Origin of the sequence: Sinorhizobium kostiense, from assembly GCF_017874595.1 — a bacterium.
GTDB classification, from domain to species: domain Bacteria; phylum Pseudomonadota; class Alphaproteobacteria; order Rhizobiales; family Rhizobiaceae; genus Sinorhizobium; species Sinorhizobium kostiense.
Window position 1 is genome coordinate 254321 of record NZ_JAGILA010000006.1, and the last position, 21350, is coordinate 275670.

14 protein-coding genes are annotated in these 21350 nt (G+C 63.2%); 8 read left to right on the plus strand and 6 right to left on the minus strand.

Annotated features, from left to right (window positions below; all coding sequences use genetic code 11):
* Nucleotides 1-41 precede the first annotated feature (41 nt).
* Nucleotides 42-701, plus strand: a complete 660-nt coding sequence (locus J2Z31_RS20940; RefSeq protein ID WP_209604205.1) for a YggS family pyridoxal phosphate-dependent enzyme — start codon at nt 42-44, stop codon at nt 699-701.
* 100 nt (nt 702-801) lie between these two features.
* Here J2Z31_RS20940 and J2Z31_RS20945 read toward each other — a convergent pair whose 3' ends face one another.
* On the minus strand, nt 802-1500 hold the full coding sequence (locus J2Z31_RS20945) for a DUF1013 domain-containing protein (RefSeq protein ID WP_209604208.1): 699 nt from the start codon (nt 1498-1500) through the stop codon (nt 802-804).
* Between the two features lie 278 nt (nt 1501-1778).
* On the opposite strand from J2Z31_RS20945, the gene acs reads away from it, so the two are divergent.
* Nucleotides 1779-3728 carry an acetate--CoA ligase gene (gene acs, locus J2Z31_RS20950; RefSeq protein WP_209604210.1) on the plus strand — a complete coding sequence of 650 codons (1950 nt, stop codon included), beginning with the start codon at nt 1779-1781 and terminating at the stop codon, nt 3726-3728.
* 314 nt (nt 3729-4042) lie between these two features.
* Here acs and J2Z31_RS20955 read toward each other — a convergent pair whose 3' ends face one another.
* Complete coding sequence (locus tag J2Z31_RS20955) at nt 4043-4237, minus strand: DUF1674 domain-containing protein (RefSeq protein ID WP_209604212.1); 195 nt, start codon at nt 4235-4237, stop codon at nt 4043-4045.
* Nucleotides 4238-4420: 183 nt separating this feature from the next.
* Here J2Z31_RS20955 and htpX point away from each other — a divergent pair, with 183 nt between their 5' ends.
* The 4 genes from htpX to purH all read left to right on the plus strand — a co-directional run bounded on the left by htpX (nt 4421) and on the right by purH (nt 10527).
* Nucleotides 4421-5380, plus strand: coding sequence for a zinc metalloprotease HtpX (gene htpX / locus J2Z31_RS20960; RefSeq protein WP_209604214.1), 960 nt, complete (start codon nt 4421-4423; stop codon nt 5378-5380).
* A 107-nt stretch (nt 5381-5487) separates the two neighbouring features.
* A complete protein-coding gene (locus tag J2Z31_RS20965; protein ID WP_209604216.1) occupies nt 5488-6897 on the plus strand; it encodes an RsmB/NOP family class I SAM-dependent RNA methyltransferase in 1410 nt (469 codons plus the stop codon).
* A 208-nt stretch (nt 6898-7105) separates the two neighbouring features.
* Entirely contained in the window at nt 7106-8788 is a 1683-nt protein-coding gene (locus J2Z31_RS20970) for a heparinase II/III family protein (RefSeq protein WP_209604218.1), read from the plus strand.
* A 128-nt stretch (nt 8789-8916) separates the two neighbouring features.
* The gene (gene purH, locus J2Z31_RS20975) at nt 8917-10527 is read left to right on the plus strand and encodes a bifunctional phosphoribosylaminoimidazolecarboxamide formyltransferase/IMP cyclohydrolase (protein WP_209604220.1); all 1611 of its coding nucleotides are present in this window, start codon (nt 8917-8919) and stop codon (nt 10525-10527) included.
* A 110-nt stretch (nt 10528-10637) separates the two neighbouring features.
* Here the strand turns inward: purH and J2Z31_RS20980 are convergent, their stop codons facing one another.
* Both J2Z31_RS20980 and J2Z31_RS20985 read right to left on the minus strand, forming a co-directional pair.
* Nucleotides 10638-12023 carry an MFS transporter gene (locus J2Z31_RS20980; protein WP_209604222.1) on the minus strand — a complete coding sequence of 462 codons (1386 nt, stop codon included), beginning with the start codon at nt 12021-12023 and terminating at the stop codon, nt 10638-10640.
* A gap of 83 nt (nt 12024-12106) precedes the next feature.
* Nucleotides 12107-16894, minus strand: a complete 4788-nt coding sequence (locus tag J2Z31_RS20985; protein WP_209604224.1) for an NAD-glutamate dehydrogenase — start codon at nt 16892-16894, stop codon at nt 12107-12109.
* A 298-nt stretch (nt 16895-17192) separates the two neighbouring features.
* On the opposite strand from J2Z31_RS20985, the gene pdxY reads away from it, so the two are divergent.
* Both pdxY and J2Z31_RS20995 read left to right on the plus strand, forming a co-directional pair.
* Nucleotides 17193-18074 (plus strand): pyridoxal kinase PdxY, encoded by an 882-nt coding sequence (gene pdxY / locus J2Z31_RS20990; RefSeq protein WP_209604226.1) that lies wholly within the window; start codon nt 17193-17195, stop codon nt 18072-18074.
* 141 nt (nt 18075-18215) lie between these two features.
* Entirely contained in the window at nt 18216-18863 is a 648-nt protein-coding gene (locus tag J2Z31_RS20995) for a carbonic anhydrase (RefSeq protein WP_209604227.1), read from the plus strand.
* A 119-nt stretch (nt 18864-18982) separates the two neighbouring features.
* Here J2Z31_RS20995 and J2Z31_RS21000 read toward each other — a convergent pair whose 3' ends face one another.
* Nucleotides 18983-19804 carry a lytic murein transglycosylase gene (locus J2Z31_RS21000; protein WP_209604237.1) on the minus strand — a complete coding sequence of 274 codons (822 nt, stop codon included), beginning with the start codon at nt 19802-19804 and terminating at the stop codon, nt 18983-18985.
* A gap of 176 nt (nt 19805-19980) precedes the next feature.
* A complete protein-coding gene (locus tag J2Z31_RS21005) occupies nt 19981-21015 on the minus strand; it encodes an aspartate-semialdehyde dehydrogenase (RefSeq protein ID WP_209604245.1) in 1035 nt (344 codons plus the stop codon).
* Nucleotides 21016-21350 lie beyond the last annotated feature (335 nt).

Here is a 21350-nt window from a genome sequence, read left to right on the forward strand (position 1 = left end):
CTGAAGCAGATGATCGACACATTTGGCCTTGGGAGCGAAGAATGGAAGTGCAGGAACGGCTGAACGATGTCCTGGACCGGATTCGCTTGGGCGAGAAGGCTGCGAACCGCGCGGAGCGCGCCGTTACTCTTGTCGCCGTTTCGAAGACATTCGATGCCGATGCGATTCGCCCCGTGATTGATGCCGGTCAACGAGCCTTCGGTGAGAATCGCGTCCAGGAGGCTCAAGGCAAGTGGCCGGAGCTGAAACGTGAGACGCCGGATATCGAACTGCATCTGATCGGCCCGCTGCAGTCGAACAAGGCTGCGGACGCTGTCGCGCTGTTCGATGTCATCGAGACGGTCGATCGGGAGAAGATCGCGCGCGTCATCGCCGGTGAAATCGAGCGCCAGGGCCGCAGGCCCCGTCTCTATGTGCAGGTCAATACCGGCCTCGAACCGCAAAAGGCGGGCGTTAAACCGGAAGACACCGTTGCTTTCGTTGATTTCTGCCGCACGGAGCTCGGTCTTGTGATCGAGGGGCTGATGTGCATACCGCCGGTCGACGAAAATCCCGGGCCGCACTTCGCCCTGCTTGCAAAGATCGCCGGCCGGTGCGGGCTGGAAAAGCTTTCCATGGGAATGTCCGGCGATTTCGAGACGGCCATCGCCTTCGGCGCAACCAGCGTGCGCGTCGGGTCGGCGATCTTCGGCGCTCGCTGAACGGAAATTCCCTTCCTCCGAGTGCCTCCGCCCGTGTTCAGGCAAACAAAAACCCGGATGCTTCGATCCGGGTTTTTGCGTCTCAGCGATGACGAAGCGATCAGTATTCGTCGTCGTCCTCGTCCTTACGATCGGACTTCAGCGACTTCAGCTTCGCGAAGACGGCGTCGGCATCGATTTCCTTCTCTTCCTCGCGGCCGTAGTCGTAGCTAAGCCTTTCCGTCTCCTGCGCGGCTTCGAGCGTTGCACCTGCCTCGGTGGCGGACGGCAGCGGGCGGCCCTTGGAAGCGCGTTCGACTTCGAGATCGAGATCGATCTGAGAGCAAAGGCCGAGCGTCACCGGATCCATCGGCGTCAGGTTGGCTGAGTTCCAATGGGTGCGCTCGCGGATCTGCTCGATCGTCGTCTTCGTCGTGCCGACAAGCCGCGAAATCTGCGCGTCCTTCAGTTCCGGATGGTTGCGCACGAGCCAGAGAATGGCGTTTGGCCGGTCCTGGCGCTTGGAAACCGGCGTGTAGCGCGGCCCCTTGCGCTTCGAATCCGGGACACGAACCTTGGGTTCGGAAAGCTTGAGCTTGTGGTTCGGGTTTGCCTCGGCGCGGGCGATCTCGTCACGCGAAAGCTGACCGGTAGCAATCGGATCGAGACCCTTGATGCCCTGCGCCGATTCACCGTCGGCGATCGCTTTGACTTCGAGCGGGTGCAGCCTGCAGAACTGCGCGATCTGATCGAACGACAGAGCGGTGTTGTCAACGAGCCAGACGGCCGTCGCCTTGGGCATAAGCAGTTGCTGAGCCATGGATATAGTCCTTTTGTCCGTCCGCGCCGGTGTCGCGGGCCGTGGAGTCTACCACTGATTTCCGGGAATTGAGCGTTCTATATCGTTCTTGTCTCGAAATTGCAATTCTTCACTTCCGAATGTGCTTTTGTCTAATTGCGGCGTGCCTTTGACCTGCTATGAATCCCCTCAAGCGGGCGGTGAGGAGCGCCGCCCCGAAGCGGGAGAAGGCAAGGCATGCGGTTTTTCCGCGGAATTCCGCTTCGCGATACCATGAGATTATGCGCAGGGAGGAAAATATGTCCGTCAAGACCTATCCGGTCCTGGAGTCTGCCAAGAGCCAGACACTGCTCGACAATGAGACTTATCTGAAGTGGTATGAAGAGAGCGTCGCCGACCCTGCCGGTTTCTGGGGCAGGCACGGCAAGCGGATCGACTGGTTCGAGCCCTATACGAAAGTGAAGAATACATCTTTCGAGGGCGACGTCTCGATCAAGTGGTTCGAGGACGGGCTCACCAACGTCTCTTTCAATTGCATCGACCGTCACCTGAAAACGCATGGCGACAGGACAGCGATCATCTGGGAAGGGGACAATCCCTATCTTGACAAGAAGATCACCTACAACGAGCTCTACGATCGGGTTTGCCGTCTTGCGAACGTCATGAAGAAGCATGGCGTGAAGAAAGGCGACCGGGTGACCATCTACATGCCGATGATCCCGGAAGCGGCCTATGCGATGCTCGCCTGCGCGCGCATCGGCGCGATCCACTCTGTCGTTTTCGGCGGTTTCTCGCCCGAGGCTTTGGCCGGCCGCATCGTCGACTGCGAGTCCACTTTCGTCATCACCTGCGATGAGGGCGTGCGCGGCGGCAAGCCGGTGCCGCTCAAGGAGAATACCGACACGGCGATCCACATCGCCGCCAAGCAGTACGTGATGGTCGAGAAGGTACTGGTCGTGCGTCGTACCGGCGGCAAGGTCGGCTGGGCACCCGGACGCGATCTCTGGTACCATCAGGAAATCGCCACCGTCGAACCGGATTGCCCGCCGGAGAAGATGAGCGCGGAAGACCCGCTGTTTATCCTCTATACCTCGGGATCGACCGGCAAACCGAAGGGTGTCCTGCACACGACCGGCGGTTACCTCGTCTATGCCTCGATGACGCATCAATATGTCTTCGACTATCACGACGGCGATGTCTACTGGTGCACGGCGGATGTCGGCTGGGTGACCGGCCATTCCTATATCGTCTATGGGCCGCTCGCCAATGCCGCGACGACGCTGATGTTCGAAGGCGTTCCGAACTTTCCCGATGCCGGCCGCTTCTGGGAGGTCATCGACAAGCACAAAGTCAAAATCTTCTATACGGCCCCGACGGCGATCCGCTCGCTGATGGGCGCCGGCGACGATTTCGTCAAACGCTCCTCGCGTTCGTCGCTACGCCTGCTGGGCACGGTCGGCGAACCGATCAATCCGGAAGCCTGGGAATGGTATTATCACGTGGTCGGCGATGAGCGCTGCCCGATCGTCGACACCTGGTGGCAGACGGAAACCGGCGGCGTCCTGATCACGCCGCTGCCGGGTGCGACGGAGCTCAAGCCCGGTTCGGCGACGCGGCCCTTCTTCGGCGTCCAGCCGCAGCTCGTCGACAATGAGGGCAATGTGCTCGAGGGGCCGGCTGACGGCAATCTCTGCATCACCGACAGCTGGCCGGGGCAGATGCGCACCGTCTATGGCGATCACGAGCGCTTCGTGCAGACCTATTTCTCCACCTACAAGGGCAAATACTTCACCGGCGACGGCTGCCGCCGTGACGAGGATGGCTATTACTGGATCACCGGCCGCGTCGATGACGTGCTCAATGTTTCCGGCCACCGCCTCGGCACGGCGGAGGTCGAATCGGCTCTCGTTTCCCACCATCTCGTTTCCGAAGCCGCGGTGGTCGGCTATCCGCATTCGATCAAGGGGCAAGGCATCTATTGTTATGTCTCGCTGATGGCGGGCGAGGTCGGCAGCGACGAGCTGCGGCAGGAACTGGTCAAGCATGTGCGCTCGGAAATCGGACCGATCGCCACGCCGGACAAGATCCAGTTCGCCCCGGGCCTGCCGAAGACGCGCTCCGGCAAGATCATGCGGCGCATCTTGAGGAAGATTGCCGAGGACGATTTCGGCTCGCTCGGCGATACTTCGACGCTTGCCGACCCGGCAGTGGTCGACGACCTGATCGCCAATCGCCAGAACCGCGGGTGAGGAAAGCGAGCTGGCAGAGCGCAGCCTCGCGAAAGGCCCCTCATCCCGCTGCCGCAACCTTCTCCCCGCAAGCGGGGAGAAGGGACTCGCAGTGCTCGCCCGTGTCTTCTTAGCGGCTGCGGAGGGTGAAGCGGGCGCGCCTCGCCGCAACGACTCCCCTCGCCCCGCTTGCGGGGAGAGGGCTAGGGTGAGGGGGCAGTCTTGAATTTTCGCGGACGGATCCGGGGCGAATGCAGCCGGGCAATCAATCTCGCTTCAACACCCATCGATTCGCCCACGAAATGATCGCCAGACCTTTCGGGGCAAAGGCGTCTTTAGAAGTCGATCGCCCTACCCTTGATTTCCCAGTCCCCGAAGCGCGCCGGGTCTAGGCCGCCGCGGCCGCCCAATTCGGTCGGCATCTCCTTCGGTTCTGTGACCAGCCGTCTTTCCTCGGCTTCCTTCAGGGCGCGAAGGGCGGCAGGCGATAACCTGCGACGATCGGGAGCGTTGTCGTTGTCGTTCTGCATGACGGGCCGGGTTTCCCTGACGATATTGAAGAAACGCTATTTCGCCCCCATCATATAAGTGGCTTCCGCCAAAGCGGGAACCCTGATTCACGTGGAACGTTTTCGTCGTGGGTCGGTATGCGCGGGCCTTTGCCGCCGCGCACCGTCACTGCGAACGAGAAATGAGATGCCTGGAGACCATTCATGAACCTTGTGCGCACCGCAATGCTGCTTGCCTTCATGACGGCTCTCTTCATGGCCGTCGGCTTCGTCATCGGCGGCCGGGGCGGCATGATGATCGCCCTTGTGATCGCCGCTGCCATGAACTTCTTCTCCTACTGGAATTCCGATCGCCTCGTCCTGAGCATGTATCGGGCCCAGGAGGTTGACGAGCGCAGCGCACCGGAATTCTACGGCATCGTTCGCGATCTCGCGAAGAATGCCGGTCTCCCGATGCCGCGCGTCTATGTGATCGACAGTGCGCAGCCAAATGCCTTTGCCACCGGCCGCAATCCGGAGAATGCGGCGGTCGCCGCTTCAACGGGCCTCCTGCATTCACTCTCCCATGAGGAGGTTGCGGGCGTCATGGCGCATGAGCTTGCGCATATTCAGCATCGCGACACGCTGACGATGACACTCACGGCAACTCTTGCCGGGGCGATCTCCATGCTCGGCAATTTCGCTTTCTTCTTCGGCGGTAACCGCGACAACAACAATCCGCTCGGCTTCATCGGCGTGCTGATTGCGATGATCGTCGCGCCGCTGGCAGCCGCGCTCGTCCAGATGGCGATCAGCCGAACGCGCGAGTATTCCGCCGACCGGCGCGGTGCTGAAATCTGCGGCAATCCGCTCTGGTTGTCCTCGGCTCTCGCCAAGATCGCCCGTGCAGCCAATGTCATCCACAACGACGATGCGGAGCGCAATCCGGCAACGGCGCACATGTTCATCATCAACCCGCTCTCGGGCGAGCGGATGGACAATCTCTTCTCGACCCACCCGAATACGGAGAACCGTATTGCGGCGCTCGAGAGAATGGCGCGCGAGATGTCGCTGGGCTCGACGGGCACCGTTCGCGCTGATAATGCAGTGCGCAAATCGCGCTCTGTCCCGAAAACCGGCTGGGGTCGCGGTGGTTCCGAACCGCCGAAAGGGCCCTGGTCTTAGAGCCTTCCTGCCTCTGATCCTGGATGCCCGCCCCCTTTGGTTGGCCCAAGCGGACGGACGTTTGCTTGGCCCAACAACATCGTTTCCATTAGCCAGGAAGGCTCTAAATGTCCGAAATCAAGAAAACCGATTCGCGACCGAAACGGGCCCAGATGCACAAGCCGCCCCGCAAGGGGGAAGAGCGACCGAGCCCTGTTGCTGCGTTAAAACCCGGGCTCCAGAGCCGGCAAGCCGCATCCAAGATTTTGGCAGCGGTGATCGAGCGCAAGACGCCACTCGATGGCATGCTCGACCAGGAGCACGGCAACCCTGCCTATCGCGCTCTCAGCGATGCCGACCGGGCGCTGGTGCGCGCCATCCTCAACTCGGCCCTCCGCCACCTGCCGCGGATCCGGGCGGCGATCGCCTCCCTCCTGCAGACGCCTCTGCCGGAAGGCGCTCGGGCGCTTGAACATGTGCTGACGGTTGCCGCCACGCAGATACTCTATCTCGATGTTCCCGATCATTCCGCCGTTGACCTTGCGGTCGAGCAGGCGCAGTCGGATCCGCGTAACCGCCGGTTTGCCAATCTCGTCAATGCGGTGCTGCGGCGGCTTTCGCGCGAGAAGCAAGCCATTCTCGAGCGGGTGCGGAGCGTTGCGGCAATGCCGGCCTGGTTCCACGAGCGGCTCGTCGCTCACTATGGTCGCGAGCAGGCGGACATGATCTCGGAGGCACAACTCGTTCCGGCCGCTATCGATCTGACGGTCAAGACCGATCCGGCCTCCTGGGCCGAGCGTCTCGGCGGCACGGTCCTGCCGACCGGATCGGTGCGGCTGGCGGAATTCTCGGGCTCTGTCCCCTCCTTGCCGGGCTTTGCCGAGGGAGCCTGGTGGGTGCAGGATGCAGCGGCCTCCATTCCTGCGCGCCTTTTCGGCGGTCTAGCCGGAAAATCGGTGATCGACCTCTGCGCGGCCCCGGGCGGCAAGACGGCGCAGCTCATCCTTGCCGGAGCAAGGGTGACGGCGCTCGACCAGTCTTCGAGCCGCCTGCGGCGGCTCAGGGGCAATCTCGAGCGGCTCGGCCTCGAGGCCCGGATGAAAGAGATCGACATGGCGGCTTTCCAGCCGGAGGAGCTCTTCGACGCGGCACTTCTCGACGCTCCCTGCTCCTCCACCGGCACGACCCGGCGCCATCCGGACGTACTGTGGACCAAGGGGCCGGAGGATGTCGAAAAGCTCGCGCGGCTGCAGGAGCGGCTGCTGCGCCACGCGCTTACCGTCGTCAAACCGGGGGGCTTGGTTGTCTTTTCCAATTGTTCGCTCGACCCGCGCGAGGGCGAGGAGGTCGTCGCGCGGGTCGTTGCCGACGGTCTCTGCGACCGCGTACCCATTGCCGCCACCGACTGGCCGGGTCTCGAAGAAGCGATCACCGAGGCTGGCGAGTTCCGCACCACGCCGGCAATGCTGCAGCTTGCACCTCCCTTTGCCGGTGGGCTCGACGGCTTTTTCGCTGCGGTCTTGCGCCGCAAGCCCTGAGAGGTGCGCCGGCTGCCCGTCAACAGCCAGTTGCACCACGACGATTGACGCCTTCATACCAGGCGCCTATCAATGATGCAGGACCAGTCGAAATTTAATCATCTTCGAATCGATTTCCGATCTAAAGTGGGGATTCTGGCGCCCGGGCAGGTCGCTGATCGAGCGTTTCGAGGGTCCGTTGCAGCAATGAGGAAACCGACGGGCGCCGATGCTGTTTTCCAGTAAACGAAGGCTCCTCTACCTGTATCTGCGCGAAGGCTGGCGTCGCGTTTTGCGCCGGCTCGCGCTCGGACGCTTTTCGGCGTTCCGCTTCGCCGGCTTCACCCCTGAGCGCCTGATCGTCGCGCCCACGGATCTGAGAGCCGTCGACGGCTTCGTCGCAGAGGAGATTCTTAATGGGCGCTATCCGCTCGGTGGGCGTGCGCTGGACACCGAGGGCGATTCGCCCTTCGAGATCGACCTGCCGTCGCGCGCCTTCGCAACGAAGTTGCACTCTTTCGGTTGGCTGCGCCATCTTCGAGCCGTGCGTGACGAAGCCGGCTTCGTAAAGCTCCGGCAGATCATCGACGACTGGCTTGCCACGCATGGCCGAAGCATCGGCGGCATCTCTTGGGAAGCGGATGTGGTGGCGCAGCGCATTATCGCCTGGCTGTCGCACTCTCCAGTGGTGCTGCGCAATGCCGAACGTGGCTTCTATCGCCGCTTCCTCAAAAGTCTGGCCTTGCAGGTCCGTTACCTCCGGCACATCGCCAAGACCGTTCCCGACGGCGAGGCGCGGCTTCGGGTCCGCATCGCGCTCGCCATGGCCTCTGTGTCGATGCCGGCCTCGGCCTCGGTGATCCGCAAAGCCGCGCGCAGTCTCGATCTCGAGCTGGACCGACAGATCCTGCCGGATGGCGGCCACTTCTCCCGCAACCCGCTCGCGGGCCTCGAATTGTTGCTCGACCTGCTGCCGCTGCGCCAGACCTATGTCAATCTCGGCCATGACGTGCCGTCGCGTCTCATTCCCTGCATCGATCGAATGTATCCGGCGCTGCGATTCTTCCGCCACCAGAGCGGGGAACTGGCGCTTTTCAACGGCGCCACCTCGGTGCTCGCGCATGAGCTTGCCTCGGTGCTGCGCTATGACGAGACGGCGGGCGAGCCGTTCCGGTCGCTGCCGCACATGAATTTCGAGCGGCTCTCGCTTGGTGAGACCGCCATCATTATGGACACCGGGCGGCCGCTTTCGGTCGATCTGTCGCGCGCGGCCCATGCCGGCTATCTCTCCTTTGAGATGTCCTCGGGGCGGAATCGGTTCATCGTCAATTCCGGCGCGCCGAAATTCGCCGGCGAAAGATTCCGGCAGCTGGCGCGCGCCACCGCCGCGCATTCGACGGTGACGGTCAACGACACATCCTCCTGCCGCTTCTCGAAGTCGCCCTATCTCGGACCGATCGTGACCGATGGCCCCTCCCGGGTGGTCTGCGAGCGAAAAGACGAGCCCGGCCGGATCGAATCCGTGCGGGCGAGCCATGACGGCTATCTCGCGGCCTTCGGCCTGATCCACGAGCGCGACGTCGGGATATTGAACGGTGGCCGGCTGATCCGCGGCCGGGATCGGCTTTCACGGGCGGATGGGCGCGATCCCGAGGCGGCGGATGCCGTCGCCGTCGCCCGGTTTCATATTCATCCCGCGATCGGCATGCGCCGGCACGGCGAGAGCGAGGTTTATCTTAGTGCGCCTGACGGCGAGGCCTGGCTCTTTGCCTGTCGCGACGGAGAACTGGCGATCGAGGAGGATGTCTTTTTCGCCGATCCGTCCGGCGCTCGGGCGTCATCGCAGATCACCATCAGCTTCCCGGTCGGGTCGCAGCCCGAGATCCAGTGGACGCTGACCCGCGACGTTTAGGCCCATCGGTACAAATTCCGCTCCTTGTCGCAGCGAAGGTTCCTTCCTCCGGCGAGCTGTGCTAACGGGCAGCCATTCCAATCGCCGCAGCCACCAGAAGCTCCGGCGCCGCCACAGGAGCATGGTTGATGGCTGTCGCCTCCAAGAAAATTCCCGCACCGGACGAGGTCCGGGTCAAAACCGCCCTCCTCTCCGTCTCCGACAAGACCGGGATCATCGAGCTCGCCAGAGCTCTTCACGGGAAGGGCGTCAGGCTGGTTTCGACCGGCGGCACGCATAAGGCGATTTCCGCGGCCGGCCTACCCGTCAGCGACGTTTCGGAACTGACCGGTTTCCCGGAAATCATGGACGGGCGCGTCAAGACCCTGCACCCCAACGTCCATGGCGGCCTGCTCGCCATTCGCGACGACCAGGAACACGCGGCAGCGATGAGCGCCCACGGTATCGTGGCGATCGACCTCGCCGTCATCAACCTCTATCCCTTCGAAGAGGTTCGCGCTGAGGGCGGCGACTATCCGACGACGGTCGAGAACATCGATATCGGCGGCCCGGCAATGATCCGCGCGTCGGCCAAGAACCACGCTTATGTGACGATCGTCACGGACCCGGCCGACTATCCGTTGCTCCTCGAGGAAATCGCCGACGGCGCGACGCGCTATGCCTTCCGTCAGAAGATGGCCGCCAAGGCCTATGCCCGCACCGCGGCTTACGACGCAGCGATCTCGAACTGGTTCGCGGAGGTGCTCGACGTGCCCATGCCGCGCCACCGCGTGATCGGTGGCGTTCTCAGGGAGGAGATGCGCTACGGCGAGAACCCGCATCAGAAGGCGGGCTTCTACATCACGGGCGAGAAGCGCCCCGGGGTTGCGACCGCAACGCTCCTGCAGGGCAAGCAACTTTCCTACAACAACATCAACGACACGGATGCCGCCTACGAGCTGGTCGCCGAATTCCTGCCGGAAAAGGCGCCCGCCTGCGCGATCATCAAGCACGCCAATCCCTGCGGCGTCGCCGCCGCGGCGACGCTTGCCGAAGCCTATCGCCGGGCGCTCGCCTGCGATTCCACTTCGGCCTTCGGCGGCATCATCGCGCTCAACCAGGAGCTCGATGCCGAGACGGCGGAAGAGATCGTCAAGCTCTTCACCGAGGTCATCATCGCGCCTTCGGTGAGCGACGAGGCAAGAGCGATCGTCGCCCGCAAGCCCAACCTCAGGCTGCTTGCCGCCGGCGGGTTGCCCGATCCACGTGCACCGGGTCTTTCCGCCAAGACGGTTGCCGGCGGCATGCTCGTGCAGACGCGCGACCACGGCATGGTCGAGGACCTTGAACTGAAGGTGGTGACGAAGCGCGCGCCGACGGCGCAGGAGCTCGAGGACATGAAGTTCGCCTTCAAGGTGGCAAAGCACGTGAAGTCGAATGCCGTCGTCTATGCCAAGGACGGCCAGACGGCCGGCATCGGCGCCGGCCAGATGAGCCGCGTCGATTCCGCCCGCATAGCTGCCATCAAGGCGGAGGAGGCGGCCAAGGCGCTCGGCCTCGCAGAGCCGCTGACGCGCGGCTCCGCCGTCGCCTCGGAGGCCTTTCTGCCCTTCGCCGACGGACTGCTTTCGGCGATTGCAGCCGGCGCCACCGCCGTCATCCAGCCGGGCGGCTCGATGCGCGACGACGAGGTGATCGCCGCGGCGAACGAGCACAACGTCGCGATGGTGTTCACGGGGATGCGGCATTTCAGGCACTGAAGAGCGAGCGGTGCGGCGTCAACCGCCGCATCGCACCGGGCTGGTACCCGAACACGCCGGCCGGGCGCCCCTACTCTGCGGTAGGGTAAAACCGCCTCCCCGACTGCCTATCACTCCGCCCGATGCGCCGGGTAGGGCGTGCGCAAGAGAATGACGAGGCCGACGGCGAGGAAGACGACCAGTGCCGCCATACCGACGCGAGCTGAACCGGTCATCGTGGTGATCGTCGCAACCGAGGCGGGGGCCAGGAACGAGGTCGCCCGACCGGAGAGTGCGTATAGACCGAAATAGCGGCCGGTCTCGTCGAGCGAGACGCTGCGGGCGAGATAGGAACGCGACGAGGCCTGGACAGGGCCGAAAGCAATGCCGACGAGCAGACCGTAAACGATATAGGCCTTCTCGGCAGCCGTGCCGAAGAGCCCGCCCGAATCCGCGTCCGGCAGCGTCACCAATCCGAACAGGGTGAAGCCGGGGCCGGTGGAGACGATGCCGAGCGTCGCAAACGTGAGGCAGAGGAGGCTGGCTACGACGATCGCCTTTGAGCCAAGCCGCATGTCGAGCCGGCTTGCATAGAGGCAGCCGAAGATCGCGACCACATTGAGGATGATCCCGTAAAGGCCGAGTTCCATCGTCTGCCAACCGAACATCCCGGCGGCAAAGGCGCCGCCAAGCGCAAGCAAGCCATTGACGCCGTCCTGGTAGATCATGCGCGCGATCAGAAAGCGCGTAATGCCCACCCTCTGCTTGAGCTCCCCGAGCGTGCCCTTGAGCTCATTGAGCCCCAACGCTGTCGCCTGCGCGAGCGAGTTCGTCGCCTTGCCCGCATCTGGCGTGAAGAAAAACATCGGCAGGAGGAAGATCAGGTACCAGGCGGCGGCGATCGGACCGGTGATGCGAGCATCCTCGCCCCTTGCCGGGTCGAGGCCGAAGAGGGGATCGAGGCCGAGCGCGGTCTTTCCCGTTTCCGGGCTGCCCGCAACAAATGCGACAATCGCGATCAGCACGATCATGCCGCCGAGATAGCCGAGCCCCCAGGCAATATTGGAGATCCGCCCCACCTCTTTCGCGCCAACGAGACGCGGCATCATCGAATCATTGAAGACGATGGAAAATTCGGCGGCCACGGTCGCGAGCGCAAGGAAAATGGCAGGATAAAGGAGCGGCGAGCCCGGCACGGCGAACCAGAGCATCGCCAGCGATACGATCTTGATCGCGGCGAAGAAGCCGATCCATGGCTTGCGGGGCCCAGTCGCATCCGCGACGGCGCCGAGGATCGGCGAAAGAATGGCGATGACGATGCCCGAGACGGCGAGCGTGTACCCCCAGATCGCCTGTCCCTCGGCAGGGTCGTGCGCCAGCCGGGCAACGAAATAGGGCGCGAAGATGAAGGTGGTGATGACCGTGAAGAAGGGCTGTGCGGCCCAGTCGAACAGCATCCAACCCAGAATGCCGCGGCGTGAGGCCCCGAACTGCGCCCCTGCTCGTTCCGCCGCCATTTCCACCTTGGCTCTCCCCTTACACCCGCGCGTGCTGCCGGACGACAATCAGCCCCCGGGAAGCGCAACCCGGGGGGACTGTGTCATTTCGTCCTGCCGCGTGCAAGGTCGCTGAGAAGGCCGGCGGCCACGGCAATCTTCGCAAGCGTGGTCTCCCCCTTTTCCGTGAGCAGTTTCAGCTGTTCACCAAGGCGCGACAGTCGGGTGCGGTCCTTTTCCTGCCAGGCATGAACGGGATTTCGTTCGGCTTTGTGTGCGACCAGCGCCGCCGTGGCAACATCGCGCCGCGCTCCGGCGATGTCGGCGATCGCACGCGCCAGTGCCAGTGCCTCGAATTGCTCGCTGGCGGGAACGCGATCGGCGGCGGTCAGCAGCCGGTCGATCCCGAGGTTTTCCGTCACGGCGAAATAGGCTTGCGCGGTGCGGGTCAGCGGCTCAGCCGTCTCTGAGGCAATCTGCATGATCTCGGGCACCAGGGTCATCAGCGAAAGCTCAGCGATCTCCTCGGCAAGCTTCGCCGGCACGCCCCGCTCGATGAAGGAGGCCGCCTTCAGCCGGGCGCCCTCGGCGCTTTCGCCGGAAGTGGCCCCGCGAACCGTGCCGCGCAGCTTTTGCAGCCCATTCTGGAGCGTTCCGACAGCTTCCGAAACGGGACCCTCAGCTGCACGGGTGCGCAGCGCCCTTTCGGCAACGAAGGAAAAGATGCGCCCGACTTCCTGGTAAAGCTCGTTCTGGAGCTGCCCGCCGACTTTATTGTCGAGTGCGTCGATCTCGCCATAGATCCGCGGCAGGTCGAAGCCGTCAAGCGCCAGCACGGCCGCCTTGACGACATCGGCGGAAAGCAGGCCGGTGGCATCCATCAGCGTTGACACGAAGGCAGGCCCGCCGCGGTTGATCGTTTCGTTTGCGAGCATCGTCGCAATGATCTCACGGCGCAGCCGATGCCCGTGAATGTCGCCGGCATAGGTCTTGCGCATCTTCGCGGGGAAATAGCCTTCGAGCGTTGCGGTGAAATAGGGGTCGTCCGGCAGCCCGCTCTCGATCAATTCGTCGAACAGAACCAGCTTCGCATAGGAGAGCAGAACGCCGATCTCGGGACGCGTCAGCGGCTTGCCCGCTTGATAGCGCTCCCCCATCGCCTGGTCCGTCGGCAAGGTCTCCACCTTGCGGTTGAGGTGGCCGTCGGCCTCGAGCCGTGCCATCAGCCGCGCCAGGGGCGTCCGGTTGGCGAGGCCCTGCCTTTCGGTGAGCGAGATCGCCAGCGATTGCTGGTAGTTGTTGCGAAGCACGAGGCTGGCGACCTCTTCGGTCATCGATGCCAGCAGGGCGTTGCGCTTCGGCCTGGTGAGGCGGCCGTCGCGCATGGCGGAGGCGAGCGCGATCTTGATGTTGACCTCGACGTCGGAGGAATTGACGCCCGCCGAATTGTCGATCGCATCGGAATTGCAGCGTCCACCCGCGAGCGAGTAGCCGATGCGGCCCTTCTGCGTGACGCCGAGATTGGCGCCTTCGCCGATCACCCGGGCGCGCACCTCTTCCGCTGTCACGCGGATCGGATCGTTGGCGCGGTCGCCGACTTCCGCATCGGTCTCATTGCTGCCCCGCACATAGGTGCCGATGCCGCCGAACCAGAGAAGGTCGACCGGGCTTTTCAGGATGGCGTTCATGATCTCGAACGGCGTTGCCTTCTGCTTGTCGACGCCGATCGCCGCCATGGCCTCCGGCGTCAGCGTCACCAGCTTCTCCGAGCGGGAGATGATCATGCCTCCGGGCGAAAGCGCCTTCCGGTCATAGTCCTGCCAGCTCGATCGCGGCAGGTCGAACATGCGCTTGCGCTCGGCGAAGGAGAGGTCGGTGTCCGGATCCGGATCGATGAAGATGTCGCGATGGTCGAAGGCGGCGACCAGCCGGATTTTCTCCGAAAGCAGCATGCCATTGCCGAAGACGTCGCCCGACATGTCGCCGACGCCTGCGACCGTGAAGGGCGTCGTTTGTATGTCGATGTCCATCTCGCGGAAGTGACGCTTGACCGCCTCCCAGGCCCCACGCGCGGTGATGCCCATCTTCTTGTGGTCGTAACCGGCAGAGCCGCCGGAGGCGAAGGCGTCATCGAGCCAGAAGCCCGCCTCCTGCGCCAGCGCATTCGCCGTGTCCGAGAAGGTCGCGGTTCCCTTGTCGGCCGCAACGACGAAGTAGGGGTCGTCGCCGTCGAGCCGTACCGTTTGCGGGGGCGGGACGATATCCTGTCCGACGATGTTGTCGGTCACCGAGAGCAGGCTGCGGATGAAGGTCTTGTAGGCTTCGGTACCTGCCTTGAAGATTTCGTCGCGGCTGCCGCCGACGGGCAGTTGTTTCGGATAGAAGCCCCCCTTGGCGCCGACCGGAACAATAACCGCGTTCTTGACCTGCTGCGCCTTGACGAGGCCCAGCACCTCGGTGCGGTAGTCCTGCGCCCGATCGGACCAGCGAAGCCCGCCGCGCGCCACCTTGCCGAAGCGCAGGTGCACGCCCTCGACCTCCGTGCCGTAGACGAATATCTCGCGGAAGGGGCGCGGTTCCGGCAGGCCCTCGAGCGCCTTCGGATCGAGCTTGACAGCAAGCACCGGGCGGGGCCTCCCCTCCGAATCCCTCTGGAAATAGTTGGTTCTGAGCGTCGCCTGGATCGCGTTGACGTAGCGGCGCAGGATGCGGTCCTCGTCTAGGCTCGGCACCTTCGAGAGCGCCTCTTCGATGGCCGCGAGCAACGCGTTGGTCTTCTTCGCTCGCGCCTTCGCCTCGATTTGCGGGTCGAGCCTGGTCGAAAACAGGCGGAAGATATCGGCTGCGATCGCCGGGTACTTGTTCAGCGTATCGGCGATATACCCTTGCGAATAGGTGATGCCCGCCTGCCGCAAATAGCGCGCATAGGCGCGCAACACCGTGACCTCGCGGGCGGTGAGCCCCGCCAGCAGGACCAGCCTGTTGAAATTGTCGTCCTCGATCGTGCCGCTCCAGGCGGCGAGGAAGGCCTCCTCCAGAGCTGGGCCGGTCCTGGCGAGATTGACCTCATGTCCATCGCGACGGCTGAGTTCCATGTCGTGCAGCACGACGTGGCACGGTTCCTCCGCATGGACGCGCACGCCGATATCGTACGTCTGCTCGCTGATGACGCGGAAACCGAGGTTTTCGAGCAGCGGCACGCGCCGAGAGAGCGAGACCGGATCGTTCGCGTGGAAAATCTTCAGTTCGAGTGCATCCGGCCTTTCGTCGTGGCGGTGGTAGAAGGAGATGCGGATCGGATCGTCGCTCTTGCAAGCCGCGATGTGGCCGAGATCGGCATAGGCTTCTGCGGGGGTGAAGGCTGCCTGATAGGCTTCGCCGGCAGAGAGTTCGATGCCGTCGTTGCGGGCGAGCAGGTTGAAGCGGTCGGTCCAGCGGGTGACGATGGTGCGAACCGCTTCCTCGAGCTTGGCCTGCGGGACGCGCGGCGTCTTGCCGCCCGACCGGCCGATGATGAAGTGCACGCGTGCCAGCCCCCCTTCCGGGAAGGCGGGATAGTAGGCGGAAACCCGGCCGTCATAGACGGTCTTCAGATAGTCGCCGATCTTTTCGCGAACGCTGGAATCATATTGTTCGCGCGGCACGAAGACGATAACCGAGACGAAACGGTCGAATTGGTCGATGCGTGGCAGAACCCGCACGCGCGGCCGGTCGCCGAGCTCGTTGATCTGTTCGCAGAAGGCCGCGAGAAGCCCGATATCGATCTGGAAAAGATCGTCGCGCGGATAGGACTCCAGCGTGTTTGCCAGCATCTTGCCCGAGTGACTCTGCGGGTCGTAGCCGAAATGGTCGATGATCTTCTCGATCTTGTGCCGAAGAAGCGGAATCTCTGCCGCCTGTCGGGTGTAGGCAGTCGAGGTGAAGAGGCCGACGATGCGCAACTCGCCGACGACATTGCCGGAGGAGTCGAAGCGCTTCACGCCGATATAGTCCATGTAGGCGCGGCGATGCACGACTGATTTCACATTGGCCTTGGTAACGATCAGGAAATCGGGCCCTTCGAGAAAGGCGAGGATCTCCGGCGTCGTGAACACGGCATCCTTGCCGAGCCTGAGAACCCGCACCTCCGGATTGGAGAGAATACCAAGCCCCCTGCCCTTGCCGCGCTCGACCGTCGCCTCCTCGCCCTTGCCGGAGTAGGTGTATTCCCGCATTCCGAGAAAGGTGAAATTGTTGTCCCTTAGCCAGCGAAGGAAAGCGAGCGCCTCGTCGCGATCGCTCTTCTTGCGCGAAGCGTTGTAGTCCTCGAGCTCACGCATTACCTGGTCGAGTAGCGCCGTCATAGCAGGCCAGTCGTGCACGGCCTGGTGGACCTGCTCCAGGACATCGGTTATGCGCTTGCTCAGTGAGCGCGCCTCCAGCGGCGTCAGCTTGCCCAGGTGAATTTGGATATGGCTGACGCGGTGGGCCGGATCGCTTTCCTCGTCCGGATCGTAGAGCTTCACCGCATGACCGGGCTGCATCACGAGGATGGGATGGATCGCCAGATGGATGTCCCGATGGGTACTCGTCACCTCGCCCATGACCGAGTCGTAGAGGAACGGCATGTTGCGCTCGGTGATCGCTATGATCGAGACGTCGGTTCCGCCCGGCGCCACCCCTGGCACCGTTTCTACCGAAACCTGCGGCTTGCCGCCGTCCCAACGGGCCAGTTCCGCGCGCGCGTGCGCCGCGGTCAGCGCCAGCATATCCGGCGAATAAAGATCGAGATCGTCGTTGCTCGCGCCCCCGAAGAGGATCTCCGGCGGCAAGGTGTCGACCCCGATCTTGCTCACCGCCGCCCGGGCCGCATCGATGTGCCGATCCCGCTTCGGGTTGTATTTCACGCCCATGAACTCGTTCCCCCAATCATGATGGCCGAACCTATCAGAACCATGGCCAATGGCGACCGTTTTTTAGATGGATTTGGGCGAAATCGAGCCTGTTTTCGTCGAAATCGACGCGGAATCGACCTAAATCCATTTAAATCGGGAGAGATTTTGCAAAGATTTCTCAAAAAACGACGAAAACGAATGAAAACGTCGGAACATTCGGAAGGGCGCGTTCGATGGCTATCGGCGGGTGGCTCGACAGTCGGGCGGAAAACCGCATAGGCTCTTCTTCGTTCCGCCAGAATCAAGGGATCGTCCGATGTCCGACAGTGCAGCCGAGCCCGGTGCCGTTATCGTCGTCTCCAGCCATGTGGTTCGTGGCACGGTGGGCAATCGGGCAGTGGTCTTCGCGCTTGAGACGCTCGGGCACCGTGTCTGGGCGCTGCCGACCGTTATCCTGCCTTGGCATCCCGGTCATGGCCGCTCGACGCGTTTGACGCTGCCGGAACCGGAGTTCCAATCTATCATCGACGATCTCGTCAACGCCCGCTGGATCGGCGAAGTGCGCGCCGTCCTCTCCGGCTATCTCGGTTCGCCCGGGCAGGCTGAGGGCGTCGCCAGGCTGGTGAGCGCGCTCAGGCGCCGCAATCCCGATCTCTTCTATGCCTGCGATCCGGTCATCGGTGACGCCAGCGGTCTTTACGTGCCGACCGAGATTGCAGAGGCCATTCGCGACCGGTTGCTGCCGCTTGCGACCCTGGCGACGCCGAATCGGTTCGAACTCTCCTGGCTGGCTGGCGCCGAGCTCGAGTCGAATGCGGCAATCCTCGATGCGGCAGTCGATCTGGGGCCTCCGCGCGTGCTCGTATCTTCGGCGGTGCCGATGATGAGCGGCGGAACCGGCAACCTCTATCTCTCCGGACGCCATGCGCTGCTTGCCGAACATCGGCTGGTCGAAGATAACCCGAATGGTTCGGGCGACCTGTTGTCAGCGGTGTTTCTCGCGCGGCTGCTGCAGGGCCTTTCCGAGGAGCGCGCGCTGCAAATGGCCACCGCCAGCGTTTTCGAAGTCATAGCGCGCACGGCCAAGCGCGGCGCCGATGAACTGACGCTCGAACAGGACGCCTCGAGCCTGGCAGCGCCAATGGCGATGGTACAGATGCGTCGGCTCATACATCCAAGCCAAATGCGACGGAAATAGGCGGCCCGGCTACAAAAGAAATCGCTCATAAGGGCTATTTTCCCTTTTCGGCGCGCGGGGCTCGCTGTAACAGTTCGAGGCTCCTTGGTGCCCACGCCATAGAGCGGCAATTGATGCAATGTGGATCACACGGGGTAACTGATGGAGAAGCAGAGCTTTCCGGAACATCTCCTGGCGGGCTACCGCAATTTCATGAGCGGTCGCTTCAGCGAACAGCAGCAACGCTACCGGACGCTCGCCGAGAGCGGGCAAAAACCGACGACGATGGTGATCGCCTGTTGCGACTCACGCGCGGCGCCGGAGACGATCTTCGACAGCGGCCCGGGGGAGTTGTTCGTCGTCCGCAACGTTGCCAATCTGATGCCGCCTTACGAGCCGGACGGCCACTATCACTCGACATCGGCCGCGCTCGAGTTTGCGGTCCAGTCCCTGCGCGTCAGCGATATCGTGGTGATGGGCCACGGCCGCTGCGGCGGCATCAAGGCGGCACTGGACCCCGACGCGGAGCCTCTCTCCCCCGGCGATTTCATCGGCCGCTGGATGAACCTGTTGAAACCCGCTGCCGAGCAGATCCAGAACACCGATTACATGACCCAGTCGGAACGCCAGCGGGCGCTCGAGCGCGTGTCGATCCGCAACTCGGTCGCCAATCTCAAGACCTTTCCGTGCGTGCAGATTCTCGAGGCCAAGGGCAAGCTGCGTCTTCACGGCGCCTGGTTCGATATCTCGACCGGCGAGCTTTGGGTAATGGACGCCAAGACCGGCGATTTTGCGCGGCCGGGAATGTGAAGTGCACCAGCTCAACGAAAGGGCGCGACGTCGCCTCTGCCCTGACGAAAACCTGCTCCGGCAGAATGTTTCCATTTAACCCGGAAAGGCTCTAATAAGCTCCGGAGATGATTCCCTGATCAATCGCCGTCGATTTCGGCGCCGATGATGGCGATCGCCTGCTGGTAGACGCTGGCAGCGTTCCAGCCCTGAATGGCAGCGAAGTTGGGCTGCCCGGGCTGATAGCCTGCACCCGGCTGCCAACCATGACCGCGCAGGAAGTTCGCGGTGGACGCCAGCGCATCGGTCTTGGAGCGTACCATGTCGATATGGCCGTCGCCGTCGCCGTCGACCCCGTATTTCAGCACGTTCAGCGGCAGGAATTGCGTCTGGCCGATCTCGCCGTGGGCGGCGCCGCGGGCGCCCGGGTTAAGGTCACCGCGGCCGACAAGCTGCAATGCGGCATAGAGCTGTTCGGTAAAGTAGTCGGAGCGGCGGCAATCATAGGCAAGGGTGGCGACGGCCGAGAGCGTGTGCTCCTTGCCCATGAACGAGCCAAAACCCGTTTCCATGCCCCAAATGGCAACGAGCGGGCCGGCCGGGACACCGTAGCGGCTCTCGATCGAAGCGAACAGCTTGGCGTGCTGCGCGCGCATCTTCCTGCCGCGCGAGATGATCGCTTGACCGCCGCGCTTCTGCATGAACTGGTCGAGCGAGAGCTTGAAGCTCTTCTGGCCGCGGTCGGCGCGGATCGTGGCCCTGTTGTAGGACACGCCGGCAAGTGCCTGATCGACCACCGACGGGCTGATGCCGTTGGACGAAGCCTCGCGCTTGAACCCTTCGACCCAGGCCGAAAAGCCGCGGCCGTCATTGCCGCATTGCGCCGCGGAGGCGGCCGCCGGAAGAACGATCGTCGAAATGAGGGCCGCGAGCCCCAATGCTGTGCTCTTCACCCTGTGCATGGAATACCCCATCATTGCCCGTATCTGTTGCCTTCAAGAACCGGACCGTCACCGTCCGGCGGTGCTGCCACGTCGCGCGGCGCTGTGGTGCGCCTGATAATACGAACGTCGCTCCTGGAAAGCCCCGCAAGTCATGGCAGCCATGCAGGGCTTCTCTCTTCCATCGATGTCGTTTTTTAGGCGGCCTGCTTGCGCGGCTTGATCAGGCCGCGATTGATCAGGAGCTCGGCGATCTGAACGGCATTGAGCGCCGCACCCTTGCGCAGGTTGTCAGAGACGACCCACATGTTCAGTCCGTTCTCGACCGTTGCGTCCTCGCGGATGCGCGAGATGTAGGTCGCGTCTTCGCCGGCGCATTCGTAAGGCGTCACATAGCCGCCGTTTTCGCGCTTGTCGACAACAAGGCAACCCGGCGCCTCGCGCAGGATTTCACGCGCCTCGTCGGCGGTGATCTCGTTTTCGAATTCGATGTTGACCGATTCCGAATGACCGATGAAGACCGGGACGCGCACGGCCGTGCAGGTCACCTTGATCTTCGGGTCAAGCATCTTCTTGGTTTCGGCAAGCACCTTCCACTCTTCCTTGGTGTAGCCGTCTTCCATGAAGACGTCGATGTGCGGAATGACGTTGAAGGCGATGCGCTTGGTGAACTTCTTGCTCTCGATCGGGTCGGCGACGAAGACCGCGCGGGTCTGGTTGAAGAGCTCGTCCATGCCGTCCTTGCCGGCGCCCGAGACCGATTGGTAGGTGGAAACGACGACGCGCTTGATCGTCGCGCGATCGTGCAGCGGCTTCAGCGCCACGACGAGCTGCGCGGTCGAGCAATTCGGGTTGGCAATGATATTCTTCTTGGAAAAGCCGGAGATCGCGTCCGGGTTGACTTCCGGCACGATCAGCGGCACGTCGGCGTCGTAGCGCCAGGCCGAGGAGTTGTCGATGACGACGCAGCCCTGCTGGCCGATCTTCGGCGAATATTTCAGCGACACCGCGCCGCCGGCCGACATCAGGCAGATGTCTGTATCGGAGAAGTCATAGGTTTCGAGATTGGAGACCTTCAGCGTCTTGTCGCCATAGGAAACCTCGGTGCCGACGGAGCGCGAGGAGGCGAGCGCCACAACCTCGTCCGCAGGAAATCCACGTTCGGAAAGGATGTTCAGCATCTCCCGGCCGACATTGCCGGTGGCGCCTGCGACTGCAATCTTGAAACCCATGATTCTAAGCTCTCTTTCTGTCTCTCCTCGTCTGGTGGAGGGGGAGCCGCGGGGAACGCCCGCGAAGCTCCTTTCCCCGGCCTTACCGGGGAGAGAGCGGAGGGCCAGGGACGTCAGACGGTTTTCGTCGTCGTTTTGGCCGTTGTTTTGCTGGCGAGCGAGAAAAGGCGAGCCTCACCGACAGGGGCCGGCAGGATCGGCTGGGCGATGGACGCAAGAGTCGGTCGCATGGCGGTTTCCTCGTTCGCCGCTGCTCATACCGGCTTTTCGGCAGGAGTCAAGCCGCTGACGCCGGGCCGCCTCAATCTTCTCTGTACGCGGCCGACGCGCCGCCA

Bases quoted from the DNA above. Each gene is read 5' to 3' on its own strand.
- J2Z31_RS21005 (WP_209604245.1), bottom strand. From the start codon at position 21,015: ATGGGTTTCAAGATTGCAGTCGCAGGCGCCACCGGCAATGTCGGCCGG.
- htpX (WP_209604214.1), top strand. From the start codon at position 4,421: ATGAACCTTGTGCGCACCGCAATGCTGCTTGCCTTCATGACGGCTCTC.
- J2Z31_RS20940 (WP_209604205.1), top strand. From the start codon at position 42: ATGGAAGTGCAGGAACGGCTGAACGATGTCCTGGACCGGATTCGCTTG.
- J2Z31_RS20945 (WP_209604208.1), bottom strand. From the start codon at position 1,500: ATGGCTCAGCAACTGCTTATGCCCAAGGCGACGGCCGTCTGGCTCGTT.
- purH (WP_209604220.1), top strand. From the start codon at position 8,917: ATGGCTGTCGCCTCCAAGAAAATTCCCGCACCGGACGAGGTCCGGGTC.
- J2Z31_RS20995 (WP_209604227.1), top strand. From the start codon at position 18,216: ATGGAGAAGCAGAGCTTTCCGGAACATCTCCTGGCGGGCTACCGCAAT.
- J2Z31_RS20985 (WP_209604224.1), bottom strand. From the start codon at position 16,894: ATGGGCGTGAAATACAACCCGAAGCGGGATCGGCACATCGATGCGGCC.
- J2Z31_RS20965 (WP_209604216.1), top strand. From the start codon at position 5,488: ATGTCCGAAATCAAGAAAACCGATTCGCGACCGAAACGGGCCCAGATG.
- J2Z31_RS21000 (WP_209604237.1), bottom strand. From the start codon at position 19,804: ATGCACAGGGTGAAGAGCACAGCATTGGGGCTCGCGGCCCTCATTTCG.
- pdxY (WP_209604226.1), top strand. From the start codon at position 17,193: ATGTCCGACAGTGCAGCCGAGCCCGGTGCCGTTATCGTCGTCTCCAGC.
- J2Z31_RS20970 (WP_209604218.1), top strand. From the start codon at position 7,106: ATGCTGTTTTCCAGTAAACGAAGGCTCCTCTACCTGTATCTGCGCGAA.
- J2Z31_RS20980 (WP_209604222.1), bottom strand. From the start codon at position 12,023: ATGGCGGCGGAACGAGCAGGGGCGCAGTTCGGGGCCTCACGCCGCGGC.
- J2Z31_RS20955 (WP_209604212.1), bottom strand. From the start codon at position 4,237: ATGCAGAACGACAACGACAACGCTCCCGATCGTCGCAGGTTATCGCCT.
- acs (WP_209604210.1), top strand. From the start codon at position 1,779: ATGTCCGTCAAGACCTATCCGGTCCTGGAGTCTGCCAAGAGCCAGACA.